15 protein-coding genes are annotated in these 21,042 nt (G+C 70.1%); 8 read left to right on the top strand and 7 right to left on the bottom strand.

Going from position 1 to position 21,042, the window contains the following annotated elements; all coding sequences use genetic code 11:
• Window positions 1-56 precede the first annotated feature (56 nt).
• The 3 genes from KGD87_RS02135 to KGD87_RS02125 are packed head-to-tail and all read right to left on the bottom strand — an operon-like array spanning window position 57 to window position 6,165.
• Entirely contained in the window at window positions 57-2,969 is a 2,913-nt protein-coding gene (locus KGD87_RS02135; RefSeq protein WP_284665908.1) for an ATP-binding protein, read from the bottom strand.
• On the bottom strand, window positions 2,966-3,754 hold the full coding sequence (locus tag KGD87_RS02130) for a methyltransferase domain-containing protein (RefSeq protein WP_284665907.1): 789 nt from the start codon (window positions 3,752-3,754) through the stop codon (window positions 2,966-2,968). The genes KGD87_RS02135 and KGD87_RS02130 overlap by 4 nt, the downstream gene beginning before the upstream one ends.
• Window positions 3,751-6,165: a response regulator gene (locus KGD87_RS02125; protein WP_284665906.1), complete on the bottom strand. Its 2,415-nt coding sequence runs from the start codon at window positions 6,163-6,165 to the stop codon at window positions 3,751-3,753. Before KGD87_RS02125 ends, KGD87_RS02130 begins: the two co-directional genes overlap by 4 nt.
• Window positions 6,166-6,519: 354 nt before the next feature.
• Between KGD87_RS02125 and nadA the strand changes: the two genes are divergently transcribed.
• The 3 genes from nadA (at window position 6,520) to KGD87_RS02110 (ending at window position 9,007) form a co-directional block, all read left to right on the top strand.
• Window positions 6,520-7,452 (top strand): quinolinate synthase NadA, encoded by a 933-nt coding sequence (gene nadA, locus KGD87_RS02120; protein WP_176415309.1) that lies wholly within the window; start codon window positions 6,520-6,522, stop codon window positions 7,450-7,452.
• Between the two features lie 82 nt (window positions 7,453-7,534).
• The gene (locus KGD87_RS02115; RefSeq protein WP_163786176.1) at window positions 7,535-8,134 is read left to right on the top strand and encodes a zinc ribbon domain-containing protein; all 600 of its coding nucleotides are present in this window, start codon (window positions 7,535-7,537) and stop codon (window positions 8,132-8,134) included.
• Window positions 8,135-8,194: 60 nt separating this feature from the next.
• Window positions 8,195-9,007 carry a class I SAM-dependent methyltransferase gene (locus KGD87_RS02110; RefSeq protein ID WP_284665905.1) on the top strand — a complete coding sequence of 271 codons (813 nt, stop codon included), beginning with the start codon at window positions 8,195-8,197 and terminating at the stop codon, window positions 9,005-9,007.
• Here the strand turns inward: KGD87_RS02110 and KGD87_RS02105 are convergent.
• Window positions 9,000-9,368 (bottom strand): metallothionein, encoded by a 369-nt coding sequence (locus tag KGD87_RS02105; RefSeq protein WP_284665904.1) that lies wholly within the window; start codon window positions 9,366-9,368, stop codon window positions 9,000-9,002. The two genes, KGD87_RS02110 and KGD87_RS02105, sit on opposite strands and share 8 nt — an antisense overlap.
• A gap of 174 nt (window positions 9,369-9,542) precedes the next feature.
• On the opposite strand from KGD87_RS02105, the gene KGD87_RS02100 reads away from it, so the two are divergent.
• Both KGD87_RS02100 and KGD87_RS02095 read left to right on the top strand, forming a co-directional pair.
• Window positions 9,543-11,111, top strand: a complete 1,569-nt coding sequence (locus KGD87_RS02100; RefSeq protein WP_284665903.1) for a hypothetical protein — start codon at window positions 9,543-9,545, stop codon at window positions 11,109-11,111.
• Between the two features lie 92 nt (window positions 11,112-11,203).
• Complete coding sequence (locus KGD87_RS02095) at window positions 11,204-12,400, top strand: hypothetical protein (protein ID WP_284665902.1); 1,197 nt, start codon at window positions 11,204-11,206, stop codon at window positions 12,398-12,400.
• 25 nt (window positions 12,401-12,425) lie between these two features.
• Here the strand turns inward: KGD87_RS02095 and KGD87_RS02090 are convergent, their stop codons facing one another.
• From KGD87_RS02090 to KGD87_RS02080, 3 genes are all read right to left on the bottom strand, one after another.
• Window positions 12,426-13,172 carry a hypothetical protein gene (locus tag KGD87_RS02090; RefSeq protein WP_163784832.1) on the bottom strand — a complete coding sequence of 249 codons (747 nt, stop codon included), beginning with the start codon at window positions 13,170-13,172 and terminating at the stop codon, window positions 12,426-12,428.
• Between the two features lie 219 nt (window positions 13,173-13,391).
• Window positions 13,392-15,845 carry a serine/threonine-protein kinase gene (locus tag KGD87_RS02085; RefSeq protein ID WP_284665901.1) on the bottom strand — a complete coding sequence of 818 codons (2,454 nt, stop codon included), beginning with the start codon at window positions 15,843-15,845 and terminating at the stop codon, window positions 13,392-13,394.
• A gap of 205 nt (window positions 15,846-16,050) precedes the next feature.
• On the bottom strand, window positions 16,051-17,136 hold the full coding sequence (locus KGD87_RS02080; protein ID WP_284665900.1) for a hypothetical protein: 1,086 nt from the start codon (window positions 17,134-17,136) through the stop codon (window positions 16,051-16,053).
• Between the two features lie 397 nt (window positions 17,137-17,533).
• On the opposite strand from KGD87_RS02080, the gene KGD87_RS02075 reads away from it, so the two are divergent.
• Genes KGD87_RS02075 through KGD87_RS02065 form a run of 3 tightly spaced genes read left to right on the top strand, consistent with a single transcriptional unit; the run spans window position 17,534 to window position 21,010 of the window.
• Window positions 17,534-19,405, top strand: a complete 1,872-nt coding sequence (locus tag KGD87_RS02075; protein ID WP_284665899.1) for an Ig-like domain-containing protein — start codon at window positions 17,534-17,536, stop codon at window positions 19,403-19,405.
• A gap of 34 nt (window positions 19,406-19,439) precedes the next feature.
• Window positions 19,440-20,261: a glycerophosphodiester phosphodiesterase family protein gene (locus KGD87_RS02070; protein WP_284665898.1), complete on the top strand. Its 822-nt coding sequence runs from the start codon at window positions 19,440-19,442 to the stop codon at window positions 20,259-20,261.
• A gap of 11 nt (window positions 20,262-20,272) precedes the next feature.
• Complete coding sequence (locus KGD87_RS02065; RefSeq protein ID WP_284665897.1) at window positions 20,273-21,010, top strand: deoxynucleoside kinase; 738 nt, start codon at window positions 20,273-20,275, stop codon at window positions 21,008-21,010.
• Window positions 21,011-21,042: the final 32 nt, after the last annotated feature.

Below are 21,042 nucleotides of genomic sequence, written 5' to 3'. Positions count from 1 at the left end.
CCCCTTCTCCGCCGCCCGGACGCCGTGGGCACAGGGCGGGGCCTTTGCGTCCCGCGTCAGCCCAGGCGACCGACGCGCGGCTCGGACGCGAGGTCAGGCATGCCCCCCGTGACACGGGGCGCCACGGGGCGCAGCGGCAGGCGGACCTCCACCTGCGTGCCCTCCCCTGGAGCACTGCTCAGGGCGATGTTCCCGCCGTGCTGGATGATGATGCGGCGGCTGAGCGCCAACCCCAACCCTGTCCCCTCGCCCGCCGCGCGGGTGGAGAAGAAGGGCTGGAAGAGCCGCTCCATGTCCTCCGGGCGGATGCCCACCCCGTCATCACCAATGGTGACGATGGCCTCGTCGGCCGTGTTGGCCGTGGAGATGCGCACGCGGCCCTTGTCCCCCACCGCTCGCAAGGCGTTGTCCAGGAGGTTGAGCCAGACCTGGTTCAGGGCGCCCGGATTGCCTCGCACCGGTTCCCCACAGTGGTACGCGCGCTCCACATTGACGCCCGGCGGCACCTTCCACGCCAGCACGCTCAGCGTGGAGTCCAGCGACGAATCCAGGGACAGCACCACCGGCGTCTCACTGGTCCGCGTGAAGGAGAGCAGGGATTCGGCCAGGTGGCGGATGCGCTGGCCGCACTCCTCCACGACCTCCAGCATGGCCTTGCTCAGCTCCACGTCGGAGCCTCCGGCCGTCAGCATGTCCTTGAGCGGCAGCAGGGCGTTCATCAGCCCGTTGAGCGGGTTGCGCACCTCGTGCGCGAAGCCGGACGTGAGCAGACCGATGGCCGCCAGCCGCTCGTTCTCCGCGGCGCGCACCGCCGCCTCGCGCAGGCGCAGCTGGGTTTCGATGCGCGCCAGCAGCTCGTTCGGGCTGAAGGGCTTGCCCAGGTAGTCATTCGCCCCGGTGCCCAGGCCCTCCACCTTGGCCGACACCTCCTGACGCGCCGTGAGGAGGATGACGGGGATGTCCACCGTCTGCGGATCATTGCGCAGGGCGACCAGCATCTGCAGGCCGGACATGACAGGCATCATCACGTCCGACACGATGAGGTCCGGCCGCTCGCGCAGCGCGCGCTGCCGCCCGTCATCGCCGTTGATGGCCTCCAGCACCCGGTAGTGCTGGGCCAGCATCCTGGCGAGGAAGCTCCGAATCTCCGGGTCGTCCTCCACCACCATGATGCGCGCCGCTTCGGGCCCCGGCCCGGCATGGTCCCTGGCCGGCGGAGGCGCGGCGCCCAGGACGTCCTGGCCCGTCGGCTCCAGCGAGGGGAAGGCCCCAGAGATGCGGCGCTCCCGGCGCACGGGCATGACGGCCTGGCGTCGCTCGCGCAGGTCCTCGCGGATGTGGGCCGTGCCCTTGGGCAGCCGCACACGGAAGGTGGAGCCCTGGCCCAGCTCGCTCGTCACGGAGATGCCGCCCGCGTGCAGCTCCAGCGTCTCCTTCACCAGCGCCAGGCCAATGCCCGAGCCACCAAAGCGCCGGGTGCCGCTGTTGTCCGCCTGGGAGAAGCGGTCGAAGATGACGGGGATGTCCTGCGGGGCAATGCCCTGGCCGGAGTCCTCCACCTCGACGTGCACGTCCGAGTCGTCCTCGCGCACGCGCACCGTCACCCCACCCTTCTGGGTGAACTTCAGCGCGTTGCCCAGCAGGTTCTGGAAGACGATGTCCATGCGCTCGTGGTCCACATGGATGGGCGTCACCGAGGCGCCCTCCAGCCGAAGCGTCACGCCCTGCCGGTCCGCCATGGTGTGGAAGGGCGGCACCACGGTGCTGAGGAAGCCGAACAGCTCCAGCGGCTGGTAGCGCAGCCGCGCCTTGCCCGACTCCAGCTGCGCCAGGTCCAGCAGGTTGTTGATGAGCCGCAGCAGGCGCTGCGCGCTGCGCTCCATGTTCGTCACCAGCGGAGGAACCTCTGACGGCAGCGACTCCGCCTGCTTCGCCAGCGCCTCCAGCGTCAGCAGGATGAGCGTGAGCGGCGTGCGCAGCTCGTGGCTCACGTTGTCGAAGAACTCGCTCTTGAGCCGGTCCAGCTCCTGCTGCCGCGTGAGCGACGCCTCCAACTTCGCATTGGCCTCGGACAGCTCCTGCGTCCGCTCGGCCACGCGGTCCTCAAGCGCCTTGTTGGCGGCGAAGATCTCCTCGTTGCGCAGCTGCAGGTCCTCCAGGGACGTCTGCAGTCCCTGGTGCTGCTCCGACAGCTTTTCGTCCTTGCGCAGCAGGGCCGCGCGCGTGTCCAGCCACGCCCCCGCCGCCACACCCACCATGCCCAGGGAGCTGACCGCGAAGATGGGCGGCGCCAGGTTCAACGTGCCCGACAGCAGGCCGGCCACCATGCCCGCCATGCCACCCACGATGTAGCGCCACGCCAGGGGCGGCAGGCTCTGCCAGCGGATGTCGTACTCGCAGCAGTCCGCCCCATCCACCTGGCAGCGCAGCTCCTTCACCTCCGCCAGGGGCAGGTTCCAGATGGCGGGGAACGCGGACAGGTTGCCCTGGCGCGCGCGGCAGAAGTTGCGATCTCTTTCGCGGATGCGGCTGACGTAGCGCACCTGCACCCGCGAGTCGGTGAGCGTGTCGATGTGGAAGCCGCCCACGCGGTTGTACGTGTGGTCCAGCTCCAGCGCGCGCTCGTAGACGCTGCGCGGCGTGGCCAGCGCCTTCATCATGTAATAGAGGAAGCCCACCGCCTCCGGACTGGCGATGCTGCGCCCCGCCTTCGTCATGAAGTCCGGATCGCCGGAGTCCTTGTCGAGCACGTCGAAGAGCCGCTCGGTGAACCCCACGGAGACGAAGTTGGTGAGCGTCTCCACGTACGCCAACGTCAGCGGCAGCTCCTCGCGCTGCCACACCCGCACCAGCCGGTCCCGGCCGTAGGTCCGCTCGTAGTACAGCATCACGCTGCGCAGCATCCGGACACTCAGCTCGGGGGTGTCGGGTGCTGACGGTGCGGAGGCCAGTTCCGCGGGGACGGTCAACGCTTCACTCCTTCGGTCGTCAACACCATCGCATATTTGAGGGTGTCAGCGTCGTCCAGGAGCGCGAGGAAGCGTTCACAGAATGCGTCATAGGGGCCGGCGCCCCCGAAAAAGGGCTCAGCGAGCGGGCGCAGCGTCCGGAAGCGGATGACCCAGTCCTCGTGGAGCCGCGCGTCCACCGCGCCCGCCGCCACGTAGAACGGGGAGATGTGCACCCGCACGTCCGCGAGCCCGGCCTTGCGGAAGAGGTGGAACAGCTTGCGGCCCGCGTGCAGGTCGAAGCGCGCCGCGCGCAGGGCGGCCAGCAGCTTCTGGCTCTCCGCCTGGAGGTCCTCCGGAAACGGCCAGTTCCACAACCCCACCCCGTCGATGTCCGCCACCACCACGCGCCCACCCGGCCGGACGACCCGCACCAGCTCCGCCAGCGCGGGGCCCGGCTCTCCCAGGTACTCGAAGACGTACTGGCACCAGACGTAGTCGAAGTGGTCTGCGGGCAGGCGTGTGTCCGGCAGCGCGCCCTGACACAGCTCCACATTGGGCCTGCCCGCCAGCAGCCCCCGGGCCGCCGCCAGGTGTTCGGCCTGGGGCTCGATGCCCACCACGCGGCCTTGCGGCCCCACCACGTCCAGCATCTCCGAGGTGATGACGCCGGGACCACAGCCCACATCCAGTGCGGCGTCCCCGGGCCTCAGTCCGGTGAGCCTCAGCCGGTCCGCATAGGACGCCGCGCTCGCCTGCGCTTGCAGGCGGTGCACCTCCTGGGCCGACTCCATCAGGTAGGTCATGCCGCGATGTCCTTGTCATCCACCCGGCTACCACCCCGGCCATGGGCCGCCAGCCGCTCGAAGACGGCGAGCAGGTAGGCGTTCCAATCACGCACGAGCCGGCGGTGGGCCGTGAACTCCATCACCTTGCCCAGGTTGTGGAAACCCAGGGTCTCCAGGGCGGGCAGGTCCGCGTCCGAAGCCAGGCACTCCGCGGTGGAGCGACCCCGCCGGGCCGAGTCCGCCACCGCGTGCGTCACCAGCGCCTGGCGCACGGCATCCGCTTCCCGCGCATCCGGCTCCACCATGACGAGCGAGAAGGCGTTGTACCACTCCGCCCAGAAGAGACCAGGCGACGAGTCCTCCATGAGGACGAAGCCCTGGGGCCCGTCCTTGCCCTCCACCAGGGCGATGCCGCGCGAGCGCCGCAGCCTCGCGTCCGAGTAGCGCCCGCCCAGCGTCCCCATGGTCATCTCGCCCTCCACCAGGTCCGAGCTGCGCAGGCGCACCACGTCCTGCGTCTCCCGCAGGTGCTGCTCCAGCCAGCGCAAATCGGACGTCTCCGCGGGGCGCACGCGCAAATCGCCCCGAGGCGGCGGCAACGCGGCGTCCACGGGGAGCCGGCACGGCGTGAAGGCATGCAGGCAGCTCAAGCCCGGGCGCTCCAACCGGCTGGCGATGGCGCCGTAGATTCGCGACGTCCACCGGTTGCGGCAGCGCCACAGCGCGCGCAGGTACTCCACGTCGTCCAGGCTCTCCGCGTAGTCGGCCGCGAGCGCCACCAGCTCCTGGGAGATGGATTCGTGCCGGTGGTAGCCCGGCCGAACCACCAGGTGCTGCGACAGCCAGGTGCGCGAGTAGATGCGCAGCCCGGAGATGTGGCCGTAGAGCCGGCCCTCGCGCTGATAGACGATGGCCTTGGACAGGCCGTGGATGCCGTTGCCCAGCCGCTGGTGCGCGTCCACCAGCGGCTCGGGCGTCGCCGTCTCGTGGAAGGGGTAGTCGGGAAATCGGACGTCCGCGGAGCGGAACAAGTCCCACACGTCGGAGAAGGGCAGCTCGGAGGCATCGCGCGCATCGGGACACCGCGCCTTGACGAAGGCGTCCAGGATGGCCGCGCGGGCCTCCGGCGCCAGCTCCAGGATGCGCAGGCCGCAGCGGCGCGGGCGGCTCATGCTGGCGCCCTCCTCCGTCACCGTGAGCTGCCCGGTGTCCTGCACCTGCGCGCGGCAGCGCGAGCGCGTGCCGTCCGGCAGCTGCAGCATCACGTCGTCCAGCACCAGCCCCGGCGGGAAGGCCTCCCGGCCCGCGTCGAAGGGAAAGGCGAAGCCGCCGGTGTGCAGGTCCAGCAGCGGGCGGACGATGGCCTCCCCCGTCAGCGGCGAATGGAAGGACACCGCGAAGGGCCGCTCCGCGGAGGAGCGGAAGCGCAGGCTGTTGCGGCGGTGGTGCAGGCTCAGCGTACGCGGCAGGGCCACCTCCACCTGGTTCGGCTCCGAGGCCAGCACCGCCGTGGTGCCCACGTGGCACACGCCGCCGAAGTCCAGGCACAGCCGCACCACGTCGCCCGGATGGAAGAGCATGCCCGGCTGCGACTGGTCGCTCAGCACCAGGCGGGACTCCTCCGGCAGCACCTCCGCTCGGGAGAAGTCCACCAACCGGTTGCCTTCGTGCGTGCGCAGCCCGAAGCCCACCCCCGCGCGCACGGCGCGGCGCAGCAGGCCGCGGATGCGCACCGAGTCGTTGAGCAGCGGCGCGGCAGAAGAGCGCGCGTGCTCCATGGGGCGCTCCAGCGACACGCCCAGGTGGAAGCCCTGGCCTTCGTGCGCGCGCAGCGGACGCACCATGCGCACCGTGGCGTGGCCGGCGCGCAGCACCAGCGTGTCGCCGCGCAGCACCTGGAGCCCTTCCAGCTCCGTGCCCGGCGTGAGCCGCTCGATGCGCACGCTGGACTCCAGGCGCAGGCCCAGCCCCCCCGTGGCCACGTCAAGCAGCCACGCGCGGAACGTCGTGCCATCCGCCGTGAAGCAGGCCTCCAGGACGCCGTGCGGCTCGCGGCGCTCGGACTCGCGCAGCTCCAGCAGCTCCTGGACGGCGCGGCGCAGCGCCGGGCTGGGGTCATCCTCCAGCGTGAAGAACATGTGCCCCGCGGCGGCCACGTCCACCAGGCTGTGGTGGGCCTGCGCGTTGTCCCTGGGGCAGAGCACCGCGCGGATGGAGCGCGGCGTGTAGCGCTCCAGGTCCTTCAACAACCGGGGAAAGATGTCCGGATGCGTCAACACCAGCGCGGGAGCGGACTTCGAGAGGAATTCGACCGCCTCCTGCCGGTTGGAGGCTTCGAGCACTTCGTAGCCATCCAGCAAGGCGCGAAGCCGTCCACGACGCTCCGCCTCCGGATGCACGACCAGCACTGCGCGCGTCGTCACGGTCATATGTCCTCCTCCACCGGGTCAGAGCCGCCTGCTCCCGGATGAACCACTTCACGGGTCGGAATGTGACCGCCAGCCGCCACCGCCCCGCCGGACCTTCCGACGGCGCCCCCTCACATTCCCCCCGTGGTTCGAAGTTCCCAGATGCAATGGCCGAACCGCATGCGCGGCGTCCGGCCCGGCTCACCATCTTACCGGACCTCATGGGGAAGGGAGTGCCCCAGCATGAGGACAGGGCGGATGTTGGAAAAGGGCCGCCCGCTTGATTCGCGACCACCCGGGCATGAGCGGAGTGGGGCAAACCGCACCCTGGCCGGCACTTCCAGTCCCGGTTAAATGTGGGACTCGGGAGGTGCCATGGGCGCCGAAGTCGACTACGCGAAGGAAATCCAGGAGTTCAAGCGTTCCATGAACGCAGTCATCCTGGCGCACTATTACCAGGAGAGCGAAGTTCAGGATCTGGCGGATTTCGTGGGCGACAGCCTGGCACTGGCGCAGGCCGCGGCGCGCACGAAGGCAGACGTCATCGTCTTCTGTGGCGTCCATTTCATGGCGGAGACGGCGAAAATCCTCAATCCGTCCCGGCAGGTGCTGCTGCCGGACCTCAAGGCGGGCTGCTCGCTGTCGGACCGGTGCCCGCCGGGGGCCTTCAAGGCGTTCAAGGACAAACACCCGAACGCCTTCGTGGTGAGCTACGTCAACAGCTCCGCCGCGGTGAAGGCCATGAGCGACGTCATCTGCACGTCGTCCAATGCGGTGAAAATCGTGAACCAGGTGCCGAAGGACCGGCAGATTCTCTTCGCGCCGGACCAGCACCTGGGCCGCTACGTGATGAAGCAGACGGGCCGCGACATGGTGCTGTGGCCGGGCAGCTGCATCGTCCACGAAATCTTCAGCGAGAAGAAGCTGGTGCAGTTGAAGGTGGAGTACCCGGAGGCGGAAGTGGTGGCCCACCCCGAGTGTGAGCAGGCGGTGCTGCGCCACGCGGACTTCATTGGCTCCACCAAGGCGATTCTGGATTACGCGGTGCGTAGCCCGAAGCGGCAGTTCATCGTGGTGACGGAGGCGGGCATCATCCACCAGATGAAGCGGGCCGCGCCGGACAAGACGTTCATCCCCGCGCCGCCGGACAACGGCTGCGCGTGCAACGAGTGCCCGTACATGCGGCTGAACACGCTGGAGAAGCTCTGGCGGTGCATGAAGGAGCGCACGCCCGAGCTGACCATGCCCGAGGACCTGCGCGAGGGTGCTCGCGCGCCGCTGCAACGCATGCTGGACTGGTCTCAGTAGTCAGTCCGCGGATAACCCGCAGCAGCGGACATTTGCCAACTCGCGTCTTGCACCCCACGAAGCACAATGCGATGGAGCCACCGTGGCCTTCCGATTCCTCGCAGTCCCCGCGCACCGGCTGGTGAACTTCCCCCAGGCGTTGCCGGACGATGAGCGCCTCGAGCCGGAGCTGCCTCCGGTCCATGAGGCGGTGGAGCGTGCGCTCACCGGCGCTGAGTTTCGAGACATGCGCGCCAAGGACAGGCTGCGCACCCTGCTACAGGGGGACCGGCCCCCGTCGCTGGGCGCGCCCGAGACGGGCTACGGCCCGTCCGCCGTCTTCGCGCAACCTCCCCAGGACCTCCCGGCGCTGCTGCGGCTGGCGGACGAGTTGGAGAACCTGGCGCGCCGCGAGGCGGGTGAGCGCGCCCTGGTGTGGAAGTGCGGAGACTGCGGCGCCCGGTACGCGGTGCCGGTGGCCCTGGTGCGGCAGGTGTCCATCCGCTGCGAGCGCTGCGGCACGCCCGTGGAGCTGGCGGCCACGCGCAGCCTGGGCGAGGAGTCCCTCATCGACCCGTTCCTGGGCGCGGTGAATCACAGCCGCCGGGAGCTGGCCGCCTTCTTCCGCGAGGCCATGGCCCGCGGCTGGCCGGTGCTGGTGGCCGAGGACAAGCGCGTGCCACGCACGCAGCCCTCGGCCTGACGGCGTCCGGCGGAAAACAGGTGCTCGCGCCGCACGGGGGACGGTACCCTTGCCGGCCCCATGCGGCGCGCGCTCGTTCCTCTCCTGCGGTGTCCCCGGTGCCGGCGTGGCGCCCTCCAGCCGGAGGTGGACGCCCCGGTGCTCTTCTTCGGTCCGCTGCGCTGTCAGACGTGCGGCGCCAGCCACCCGGTGGCCGAGGGCGTCGCCGACCTGGTGGTGGACCCCGCCGCGTCCGGCCCGCTGCAGCGCGGCATGGAGCAGCGCTGGGTGGCGCGCTCCTATGAGCGCTACATGCGCCCCGTGCTCCAGCGCGCCCTCACCCGCCAGCCGCTGGATGGCGACAGCGAGTTCGTCCTCTACCGCAGCCTCCTGGGCACACCGGAAGGCCCTGTATTGGACGTGGGCTGCGGCACGGGGCAGCTCGCGCGGCGGCTGGCGCATGAGCCCGACGCGCCGCCCGTGGCCGCGCTCGACGTGTCCCGCGCCATGCTGGAAGAAGGCGTGGCCCAGGTGCGCGAGGCCGGCGTCGCCGTGGACTTCCTGCGCGCCGAAGCCCCCTACCTCCCCTTCCAGGACGGTGTGCTGGGCGCGGTGTTGATGAGTGACGCGCTGCCCTTCGTCGCGGACCTGCCCCGGATGATGATGGAGGTCCACCGCGTGCTGCGGCCCGGAGGCCGCTGGGTGGCCAGCACCTACGCGTCGCCGGGAGCGCCCCGGGCGCTGCTCCACCGCGGCGTGGGCCTGCATCCACGGGGAGAGGCCGAATTGCGCCGGGAGGCCGCGGCGGCGGGCTTCGTGCGCTTCGAGCGCGTGGCCCTGCCGTCGCTGCTGGTGGTGAAGGCGGAGAAGGGCTCCGCCCAGACGCCTAGATGAAGATGCCCGCGGACGCGTCGTAGCGCGCCTCGTCGAGCTTCAGGTTCGCGGGCTGGCCGCGCAGCGCGTCCATCACCCGCCGCTTCGGCTTCTTGCACTTGCCGCAGTCGCACGAGCCCTTCTTGCACGTGCAGTCCGCCTTGCTGCCGCACTGGCACCTGGCGGCCATGAGCGAGTCCAGGGCGTCCAATGGGCGCTCCACGCCGCGGGGGGAGGGCTCGGCGTCCGACGGCGTGGCCTTCGCTGCCGCCGCGTCCAGGGCAGGACGCCGGTGGGCCTCGCAGGCCTCCGCCGCGCCCGGTGCCAGGAGCAGGCCGCTCGCCATCAGCCCTCCGGCCACCCACGTTCCGATGCGCGTCATGGTGCTCTCCTCGGGGCGCTCCAGGCACCCCTGCTCGACTGGCGCCTATACCGCAGCCCTCCCTGACTGCCAAGGCCGACGGCCATACCTTTGTCTACCTGGGAAACAGGCGCTGGCCGGGCTGAACGGACGGCTCGCCGTGCAGGGAGGCGCCGCGTACAGTCCGCGCCTTCCGTGACGCCCCGACACTCCCGCCTCGTCCATGCCGCCGCGCTCGTCCTGGGGGTGCTCCCCCTGTGGGTGTCGCGCCACCTGCCCCTGGTGGACCTGCCCCAGCACCTGTACCTCATCTCCGTCCTGCACCGGCTGGATGACCCCACCACGCTGTACCCGCAGCTGTTCGCCGCGCGTCACGCGCTGACGCCGTACCTGGGCTACTACTACCTGGTCAGCGGCCTCAACTGGCTGCTGCCGCTGGAGCTGGCCAACCGCGTCTTCCTCTCCGCCTACGTGGTGGGGCTGCCGCTCAGCCTCGGCTTCCTGCTGCGCAGCCTGGGCCGGCCCACCTGGCCCGCCCTGCTGGCGCTGCCCTTCGCCTACGGCGACAGCTTCAACTGGGGCTTCATCAACTACTGCGCCGCGCTGCCGCTGACGCTGCTGTGCTGCGGCCTCTTCGTGCGCACGCTGGAGGACACGCCTCGCCGCCGGACGTGGGGCAGCGGGCTGGCGGTGTGCCTGGTGGCGGTGCTCCTCTTCCACGTGCAGGCCTTCGGGCTCCTCGCCTTCGGGCTGCCCTGGCTGCTGCTCACCACGCGCGTGCCAGAGGACGCACAAGCCCGTGGGCTCGCCGCGCGGCTGCGGCCTCGCGTGCCCGCGCTGCTGGGGGTGGTGCCCGGCGTCGCGCTGTTCCTCGGCTGGGTGGTGCTGCGCTTCGGCGAGCCCGCGGACATCCAACCCGGGGCGCCCTGGAAGGCGTGGGGCCCCACCTTCTCTCCGCAGAACCTGGCGTGGAAGGGCTTCGAGCAGAACCGCGCCGAGTTCTTCCAGGTGCTCGCCAACACCTTCCGGGATGGCTCGGACCGGTGGGCGCTGTACGCCGTGGGCGCGGTGGCGGTGGCGGGCTGGGCCGCGGGACTGCTGCGGCCAGCGCGCGCCAACACGCAGGGCCTGGTGGCGCGCTCGCGGCTGATGGGGCTGGGGCTGCTGGCCCTGGCGCTCTACTTCCTGCTGCCCTTCGACATCCGCGGCTACGTCTACTACCTCAACACGCGCTACGCGCACCTGGCCGCCGCGCTCCTGGTGGCCACCGTCCCAGCGGCCATGCCCGCGTGGCGGAGGCCCCTGCGCGTCGCCGCCCTGGCGTGCGCGGTGGTGCTGGCCTTCGTCATGGCGCGCGGCTACCGCGCCTTCTCCCGGGAGGCGCAGGCCGAATGGGGGCCGTTGGTGGCCGCCACCGCCCCGCGCCCACGTGTCATGGGGTTGATGTTCGACCCCAGCTCCCGGGTGGTGCGACAGCCCGTCTTCATCCACAGCGCGGCGGTGCTGGCCCGGGCGCGCGGCGGCGTGCCCAACTTCACCTTCGCGTCCACGCCGCACTCCCCGCTGCGCTACACCGGCGAGGAGCCCCCCACCTTCCCCTCCGAGTGGCGGCCGCAGCAGCTGGACTACGAGCGGCAGGGCGTCTGGTACGACCACTTCCTCGTGCGCGGCGCGCCACCGTCGCGAGTGTTCGGTCCGCGGCTCCAGTCCGAGCTGGCCGTGGTGGCGGAGCCAGGCAAGAGCGCGCTGGTGCGCCGGCGCTGAATCCTCCGTCGCGCCTGGCACTGTGACCTGGTGGGCGCAATGCCCACGCGGGACATGCCCCGGGACAGGCGCCGTGCAGTAGAAGGTCCGGTATGCGTTCTTCCTCTTCGGACCCTCGCTCCCTGCTGGACGCCCTGCGCGCCGGCGCGCCGCTGCCCGCCTTCCCCGCCGAAGCGGTGGAGTCCGCCCGCGCCCTGGTGCGCGACGTGTCCCAGGCCGCCCTCGCCAGCGTGGAGGCGCTTCCGGAGCCGCTGGCCCTGGCCGCGCTCGAAGCCGCCGTGTCGGACGGGCACACCGCCCTGCCGGAGGCCCTGTCGTCCTCGGCCGTGAAGCCCCTGGCCAAGGCCGCGAAGAAGGCGCTGTACCAGCTCCGCTCACGAGGCGTCGCCGTGGCCGGGCCCGCGCGTGCCGCCCCCGCCGAGCCGCCCCGCGCCGCCGCCCCGGAGACCCTCAACGCGCTGGCCAGCGCCGTCACCGGTAGCGGCGAGCGGGCGCTGGTGCTGGCCCGGGTGCTGCGCGGCGCGGGCGTGGAGGTGGTGCAGATGCAGCTGTCCGACGAGCGCGGCGTGGTGGCGCTCCAGTTGGGGGACAGGAACCGCGCCACCTGGCGGAAGCTGGTGAAGGACGGACTGGCCCACGGCGGCATCGTGGAGCTGCCGCTGGAGGAAGCCGCGGCCCTGCTGGCCGAGGCCGCCGGCACCAACCTGCGCACCCGCACGCCCTTCCCCGACGGACTGGACGTGGTGCTGCGCCACTTCGGTGTCCAGCCGCGGCTGTCCCCCACCGAGCTGCCCCCGCCCGAGCTCGAGGACCTCCGCCGCGCGCTGGAAGCCGACGTCCTCCATGACACCGTGGAGTTGGCCTCGTGGCTGCCTCCGGAGTCCGACATGCGGGCCCTGGTGCAGAAGATGGACGAGGTGGTGCACAGCCCCCTGTCGCTGAGCGACGCGCAGCGCCAGGAGCAGCTCCAGGCGGCGGTGCTCGGCGTGGCCCGGGACTTCTTCACCCCCGAGGTGCGCCAGCGTTATGCGCTGCGCCTGTGGCGGATGGCGGACTACTTCGAGCGCAGCAGCCGCCCACGTGAGGCGGAGCTTGCCCGGGCCGAGGCCCGCCGGCTCTTCCATGGGGCCCAGGAGCCCTTCTCCCGCTTCGCCGAGCGGCTCTTCGAGAAGGTGGTGGCCCTGGTGGCCGCCACCGGAGCGCGGGCCGGCGCGGACACCGGCCCCGAGCAGGCCGCGCCGGCCCCCTCGCTGGAGCGGCGCAGCCCCGGCGGGCTCATCATCCCCTGAGCCCAGGGGACCCACGTGCGGCCACTCAGGCCGGCGTCACGCGGGCACGCAGGAGCAGGTCCAGGTTCTCCCGCTCCCACGCGAGGGCGCGGGCGTAGTCGTGGAACTGCTTCTCATGTTCCATCAGCTCGGGCGGGTGGATGCAGCGCCGTCCGTCGTCGCCCTTCCGCGTCCGGTACACGTGGTGGAGCATCTCGTGGAAGACAATCCACTCCACGAAGTAGCGGGGCACCACCGGCTGGTCCAACGCCGGGTGGATGCGGATGACCTTCGAGTCCGCGGAGTAGGAGCCCATCTTGATGCTCTTGCGAGGCCCCTTCACCCGCGGCGCCGGGCCATAGGTGATGGCCGCGTCGATGCGGCCGTCGAAGTAGCGCTCGTTCAGCCGGTCGTAGATGCGCTCCAAATCGTGGTGCTGCCCCACGGGCTCCAGCCGGATGCGCTTGCGCATCTGCGCCGGAGACAGACGCCGGATGTAGACGCGGTTGCGCTCGATGAACTTGTCCAGCAGCACGCTGGCGTCCGGGTCACCCTTGCGCACGAAGCTGGCGAGCGCCTGCACCACGTCGTCCGGAGCGACCAGGAACATGTGGTGCAGCCGAAGCCGCCACATGGCCCGCTGGCGTTGGAACGTCAGCATGGTGTGCGTGTTGTCGTGAATCTCCAGCGCCACCTTCGCGCGCAGGCGCGTGCGCAGCCGCCGCTCGAGCACACGACGCCAGACCTTCAGGAGCCTGTTGGGCTCGGGGACGAGAGGAACCTGCCGGGCCACCCGGCCGGCCGTGTAACTCCGCTTCCTGATTACGTTTTTCTGACTCTTCGGGCGCGCCATAAGGGTTCCGGATTCTACGGACCCGTCTGACATGTGTAAACGCGCTCGGGAAGGCGAAAACCCTGGAATTCCAACGACTTAAGGACACTCAAGCCCACCCGGTCCCACTTGTCCGCCGCTGGGGGAGGATGCCGCATACCCGTCAAACGCCCGATGTCACTAGCGTCGCTTCTTGCACGGAATCTGCAGGACGAGCGCTCCCTCGCTCGCCGGCTCTATAAGGTAGGGCTTTGTACCCTTCGGCTTCCGACGTCCCGGGCACTGGTAGCTCACCCGGATGGGGCCCGCGGGCAGCGAGACGAGGGTGTTGATGGGGAGGCGCTCGCCCCCCTCGCGCCGCAGCACCGTGCGGGCAGGAGCATTGAAGCGGACGCTCACCTGCGTGGGCTCCGCGGCGGCGGTGGGCGGCGCATCCGGGTCGGCGGTTGGGGCCGCTGCGGCTCCCGGCTCCGGGGGCTTCGGCGGTTCAGTCGGCGCCGTCGCCTCCGGGCGGCCGTCGTCTTGCTCCACGGCGGGCGCGTTCGTGAGCCCGGCGGCAGGCGACGCCTGTCCCGTGACGGGCCGGACGACAGGCGACGCCGTCCCCTGCTGCTCCAGCGCGCCGACCGACAAGTCCCGCGGCGGCTTCGCCGATGCCGCCTGCGCGCCGACCATGAACCACCACATCACGCCAATGCCCAGGGCGAGCAGCCCCACGACGCACGCCACCACCCGAACCACCGGACGCTTGCGCCTGGGCTGCGTGGCCCGCGTGTCGGCGGTGAACTCGCCCGAGTCGCCGCGATAGCCCATGGTGGACTCGTCATCGTCCGGCTCATCCCGAAGCGTGGGCCGTGGGTCCGTGTACTCCAGCGAGGAATGGCTCAGGCCGGTGTCCTGGAAGTCCTCGTCGTCCGCTTCCGCGTGCCGGGCGCCACGGGACGGCGGCGGGCTCCGTGGTGGGGGCGGCCGCTGATTGACCGTGGCGGGGGTCAGGGAGACGGACTGGGAGAGCTCCAGGTCCAGCGAGGACGCGCGGCGCGGAGGCACCGGCGTGATGGAGACGGACGAAGCCGCGTCTTCCTCCGGCGGAGGGGGCCTGCGTGAGGCCGCCACGTGAGAGGGAGACGACGGGCCGGGGCGACGGGTGCGAGGCGCCTCCGCCACGCGCGAGGGAGGAGGCGCCATGTGTGGCGCGGAGCGGCGAACCGGCGCCGGCGGCGTCGCGGCAGGACGGGATGGAATGCCCTTGGGGCGACTCCGCTGCGGCACGGTGGACTCGCCGTCGCCGATGTCCAGGTCCTCCACCGCCAGCGCCGCGGCTCGGTAACCCACGGGCGTGGTGGCGACAGCGGTGGACATCTCCGAATCCTCGTCGTCGTCATCCGCCTGGCGGGCAGGCAGCTCGCGCGGGCGCGCCATCTGCGTGGCGGGCTCTGGCTCATCGCCGGAGAAGGACACCGGCACCGAGTCCCCTGACGCGCGGCGAGGCGTGGGCCGGGCCGTGAGACCAGGCGTGAGCTGCGCGCTGGGCACCGGGGCCAGGTCGGATTCGGGCGTGGTGGAGGACAGCGTGGGGGCGGTGGACTCCAGCACGGACGGGCGCCGCGGCGGCTCTGCGTCATGGGAGAGCCGGACCCCCTGCAGCGGTACGGTGGCTTCACGCCGGCCGGGGCCCTTGGCCTCGGGGATGTGGAGGATGGTGCGCTCCTCCTCCTCGCCCAGCAGCCGGCAGATGTACTCCGACACGTCCAGGCTCTGCCGGAGAGTGCCGGAGGCGAGGAAGGCCTCCAGCGCGTCGTGCACCTCGGACGCGCGCTGGTAGCGCAGGGCGCGGTCCTTGGTGAGGCAGCGCATGACGATGCGCGAGAGCGCCTGCGGGTAGTCGTCGCGCAGCAGGTGTGGCGGCGACGGGTCCTCGTAACGGATGGCGTAGAGGATGCCTTCCGTCGTCGGCTTGGCGAAGGGCTGCCGGCCGGTGGTGATTTCGTACAGCATGGTGCCCAGCGCGAAGATGTCCGCGCGGTGGTCCAGCCGCTCCTGCGACACCTGCTCCGGCGCCAGGTAGAGGAACTTGCCCTTGATGACCCCCGGCTTGCTGCGCTCCATGAACGCGCCCGCCTTGGCGATGCCGAAGTCGACCAGCTTGACGCGCCCGTCGTAGCCGATCATCACGTTCTGCGGGCTGACGTCGCGGTGGATCAACTCCAGCGGGCGCCCATCCACGCCACGGCTGTGGTGCGCGTAGTCCAGGCCGGCGGCCACCTGCCCGCAGATGCGCGCGGCCACGCCATAGGGCACCGTGGCGCCGAACTTGGACTCTTCGGCCATGACGCGCCGCAGGTCCACGCCCTCCACGTACTCCATGGCGATGAAGATGTTGTCGCCCTCCTTCCCCAGTTCGTGCACCTGCACGATGTTGGGGTGGTGGAGCTGCGCGGCGATGCGCGCCTCGTCCAGGAACATCTGGACGAACTCGGGCTCCTCCGAGAGGTACGGGAGGATGCGTTTGAGCACCACCAGCTCGGGGTCCGGCGGTCGCTGGGACAGGAACAGCTCCGCCATGCCTCCCACGGCGAGTCGCTTGATCAGCAGGTAGTTACCGAACGGAATGGCCGTCTGGGGCGAGCTCACGAAGAAAAGCCGTCTGTCTGAAGGTGAATGGGCTGGACTTTTCCGGAGCTTACCCACAATCACCGGCTCCTGGGAGCCAGGGACCCGCTTCGGTGGGTTCCGGACACCCACCCCGCCTTCCGGGCCCAAAAAGAAGCCGCCCCTCCCCGGGTGGGCGAGGGGCGGCCGAATCAACCAACGAGGGACACGCCCTCGTCGCGGACCCTTACTCCGTCTGGGCGCCGGGGGCGGCCGGACGAAGCGTCTCGGGCTCCGTGACGACACCCTGCAGGTCGTCACAACCCTCGGGGTAGAGCGCCGTCGTCCACGTGTTGTTCGCGCCGGGAATCACGCCCGCGTCGTTGAAGCAGCTGAAGGTGCTGGTGCCACCATCCACGCAGGGCGCGTGGGTGAAGGTGTCCCACACGCCGCGGATGCCGTCCGGGAAGGTCACGGAACCGCCGTCGTTCACCGTGACGCGGTAGTCGCAGCGCGGCGTGCCACCGTCGGTGGTCGTGCCGAAGGTACTGTTGTTGTTCACGAGCACGCCGCCGGAGACCTCGAAGCCGAAGTGCACGGTGTCTTCACCGCCATCGGGAGTGGCGAGCCGCTTCATGGCCATGGGATTGGCGTCAGTGAGCGTCAGCGGCCCCTGGATGTGGACGCGAGCGCCCATGTGCTCCAGGTTGGGCCGGCCGGCGCCTCCATCCGAGTTGCCGAAGCCGCTATCGATGCTGACCGCGATGTCGTTGGGCGGCGTCATCGTCCCCGTCTTGGTGATGACCATCGGGGTGGCTGCGCCGGTGCCGCGGAAGTCGAAGTTGTTCTTCAGGACCTTGCGGTAACCCTCCCGGTCTCGGAAGCGGCTGTTGTTCTGGACGTAGCCCTGGATGGTCACCACATCGCCCTTCGCCGGGACGTACGTGTTCGGCGGATCCGTGCGGTACTTCTGGACGAAGATGCCGTCTTGCGGGTTGTTCGGATCCGCGACCCAGAAGTCCGCCGAAACGCCCGTGTCGTTCGAATTGACGTAGGCCACCGTCGTGACGACGACGCCCTCCAGGATGATCTCTGGACGATCCCCCAGGAGGCGCGCCTCGCGGATGGTCACCGTCTGAACGCCCGCGTCACCCGTGCCCGCGTCGCCCGTCCCCGCGTCGCCCGTCCCGGAGTCCGGGCTACAGGTGCCGATGCATCCCGCGTCCGCCTGAGGAGGATCCGTATCGTCGTCACGGCCAGAACAGCCAGCCATGGATGCCATCGTCGCCGCGGTCACCAGCGCCGCCGCGCCTAGCGTCTTGCGCAGTTGCATTTCAAGAATCTCCATTCGTTCCGGCGCCGCGGTTCGTGAAAACCGCCGCCTGTCGGCCAGGGGGTTGGCGCCTTATACCGGTGCCCCGAGGGGGGCGGCAAGGAAGCCTCCTCGTCAGAGGTGTCAGTCTGGTGAAATCGCGACCCTCCGTATTGCGTCGAGTGAACGATTCCTGTGACCGCTCGTCTGTCGTGAAATCCAGACTGCCACGACGCACTGTGCGTGTTGCGAGCCAGCGAAGGGCGCTCGCCTCAGCGATCATCGCGGCCTGAGCGTCCATTCCGCGGGATTCCCATCCGGCGATGGAAACACCTCCACCCTCGTCCCGTATCCCGCGGTCTGGCCTGCGCCGCACGCGGCATGCCACCATGGAATGCGTCCTGCACTCGATCACTTCATGACCACCAATACGTGCCTCAGCGCCCTGCTTGGCTTCGGCGTCCTGACAGCCTGCATCAATGTCCCCGACGTCGTCGAGCCACCGGAACTCCCGGACAGCGGGACGCCACATGTCCGGCTCCAGCTCGCCGGGGGCGCGACCCACGTTCGCGACACGGTCACCGTCCGGATCGAATCCAACGGAGGGGCGCCTACCGACGTCGAACTCCTGCTCGATGGCGCGCGCATTGGAAACGTCACGGCTCCGACCGAATTCGCATGGGACACCTCGGCGCATACTGAAGGTCAACATTCACTGACGGCCCGCATCCGGATCCAGGACGCGACGTGGCAGAGCGAGCCACTCGTCATCACCATCGACCGGACACCGCCCTCCATCGCCCAGAAGGTACCGACCGACGGGGAAGAAGACGTCAGCGCATCCCACCCCATCCGGGTCGAGTTCTCCGAAGCGCTCCATTCCGACAGCCTCGCTGCGTCAAGCGTCGAGTTCCTCGTCAACGGCGAAAGCGTCGTCAAGACCCTGAGCCTCTCCGCCTCCCAGCGGACCTTGGAGATCCACGCGGGCGTCGAGCTTCCGCTGCCCCGCACCGTGGAGGTGAAGCTCACCGGTGTCCGGGACCTCGCGGGGAACCCAGTTGAAGTGCCTTCACCGAGCTGGTCCTGGCACGTCCCCGCGTGGCTCCCTGTCGGTCCCCGCGATGGGCTTGTCATCGAAGAAGGTGCCGCGACCCTGTCACGGCTGGCGTTGTGGGAGCACGCCGCCCAAGCTGCGGTCGTTGCGTTCCGGGTCGACAACGGCGTGGGGGTACGTCGCTGGACGGGGCAGACCTGGGAGCGACTGGGCTCCGTCCTGAAGCCCGCCAGCACCACCGCCGACCTCCGCTTCAGCAACGACGGCGAACCGGTCGTTGCCTTCTCCCATTTTTCCAAACGGGAGGACGAAGACCTCAACCTTGTCGACGTGGCCGAAACGGCCATCCATCGCTGGGCGGGCTCCGAATGGGAACGCTTCGCGCTGACCACCAGTGATTGGGCCACGGATTGGCCCGCGAACTGGCCCGTGCAGCGCGAAGCGCCCTCCTTAGCGCTCGATGCGGCGGGGGCGCCCTATCTCGCGCACGGAACCGGCGCCTACTCGGGATTCGGCTGCCAGGGTGACATCCATCTCGCCGTCCAGACGCAGAACGACGGGAGCTGGTTTCAGCTCGATCCCCCGTCTCGCGGCACTCCGGAACAATGCGGAATCATCTCCACCCCCACCTTGTCGTTGAACAGCTCGCGGCTCCCGGTCGTCGCCTGGGCTGAAGTCACGCACGGTGGAGGTGCTCCGGCCCAGGACGCGCGCATCTTCGTCAAGCAGCGCACGGCCGTGGGTTGGAACGCACTGGGCGGCGCCATCAGGCACCACGCCAGCGGCACCTCCGCGTCTCAGCCCGTTTTGAAGATGTCGGCGGCGGACGTGCCTGTCCTCGCGTGGAAGGAATCCAATCCCAGCGGCTCTGGCACGACGGCGACGGACATCCACGTGCGACAGTGGGAAGATCGCCAGTGGAAGTCGCTGGGTGGCCCTGTCAGTGCCGCTCCCGGAGACACCCCCGCGACCAGCCCCGCCCTCGCATTGGACAGCGAGGGAACCCCCGTCATCGCCTGGATTGAAGACGAGGGCACCACCAGACGCGTACATGTCAGGACGTGGACCGGCGACGACTGGCAGCCACTCGACAAGGCGCCCGGTGCGATTCCGGAGTCCAACGGCGCCGCCACGGTATCACTCCAGTTGGATTCGGACGGCACCCCCTGGGTGGCATGGGACGCCAGCCCTGGCGGTGACCCCTCACGAATCTTCGTCTACCGCTTCAACCGTTAGCCAGCCCCATGTCGCCAGTCGCTACACTGGCGGCATGGCATCCTCTCCCCTCCCCTTCCTCCGCGGCCTGCGGCCCACGCTGCACATCGCCCACCGCGGGGGCGCGGCCGTGGCGCCGGAGAACACGCTGGCGGCCTTCCGGCAGGCCGTGGAGCGCTATCGCACGGACATGCTGGAGCTCGACGTCCACCTCACCCGGGATGGGGAGCTCGTCGTCGCCCACGACGCCACGCTTGAGCGCTGCACGGACGGGACCGGCCCCCTGGCCGCGCTCACGCTGGCCGAACTCCAGCGGCTGGACGCGGGCTTCCACTTCACGCCCGATGAAGGCCGCACCTTCCCGTTCCGGGGCCAGGGCGTGCGCGTCCCCAGCCTCCGCGAGCTGCTGCGCGCCTTCCCCGACCTGCGCCTCAACGTGGAGCTCAAGCCGGATGTCCCTGGCATCGAGGACACCTTCGCCCAGGTGCTTCAGGCGGAAGGGGCCCTGGAGCGGGTGTGCATGGGCAGTGAGCTGGACACCGTGGCCGAGCGGCTGGCCGAGCGCCTCCCCTCCGCCTGTCACTTCTATCCCCGCGATGCGCTCGCGGCGTTCGTCATCGCCCTGCGTGGCGGGGACACGCCGCCGGAGGACCCGCGCTACACCGTGCTCGACATGCCGCTCTACTTCGGTGAGGTCCGGCTGGTGGACACGGACTTCCTCCGACAGTGCGCGGCCCGGGGCAAGTGGGTCAACGTCTGGACGGTGGATGACCCGGGGGAGATGCGGCAGCTCCTGACGGAAGGCGTCGGCGGCATCATGACCGACCGGCCGGACGTCCTGAGGCAGATCATGGACGCTCCCTCGAAGCCGGGCTAAGCCCCGGATTCATGCCTCGCACCACCGCTCGCACGCGCTCGAAGCCCGCCCAGGCCGCCCCTGCCCAGGAAGCGGCCCCCGCGGCCACCCCGCGCTCCCGCAACACGATGCGCATCAAGGTGCCCAAGGCACGGCGCTTCGTGGCGCTGGCGGGCAACATCGGCGCGGGCAAGACGACGGCGGCGAAGATGATCAGCCATGCCTTCGGCTACGAGCTGTTCGACGAGCCCGTCATCGACAACCGCTTCCTGCGTGACTACTACGCGGACATGACGCGCTGGTCCTTCACGCTCCAGCTCGAGTTCCTCATCCGGCGCGTCGAACACCACGAGCTCATCCATTCCTACCGTCGCAGCTGCGTGCAGGACCGCACGCTGTACGAGGACCCGGAAATCTTCGCCAAGTACCTCCACGGCCTGGGGCACCTGACGGACGCGGAGCTGGACCTGTACTACGAGTACTTCCAGCGGCTGTCGCGCCACATCATCCGGCCCGACAAGGTCATCTGCTTCGAGGTCGGCAGCGTGGACGTGCTCCTCCAGCGCATCCGCACCCGGGGCCGCGAGGAGGAGAAGGGCATCCGCCACCAGTTCCTCCGGGGCCTCAACGGCTACTACGCCAGCTTCCCCCAGGTGCTGCAGGAGAAGTACGGCGTGGACTGCCTCACCCTGGACGTGTCCACACAGGACATCCGGCGAGGCCGGGGACGCGAGGAGTTCCTCGACCGCGTCTCCACCTTCCTGGCCTGAGCGCCGCTCCCGCGCGGACATTGTCTGGCCCA

Source organism: Myxococcus sp. SDU36 (genome assembly GCF_030168875.1).
Classification (GTDB): domain Bacteria; phylum Myxococcota; class Myxococcia; order Myxococcales; family Myxococcaceae; genus Myxococcus; species Myxococcus vastator.
Note: the sequence above shows the minus strand (reverse complement) of the source record. Positions and strands in the feature narration are given on the sequence as shown.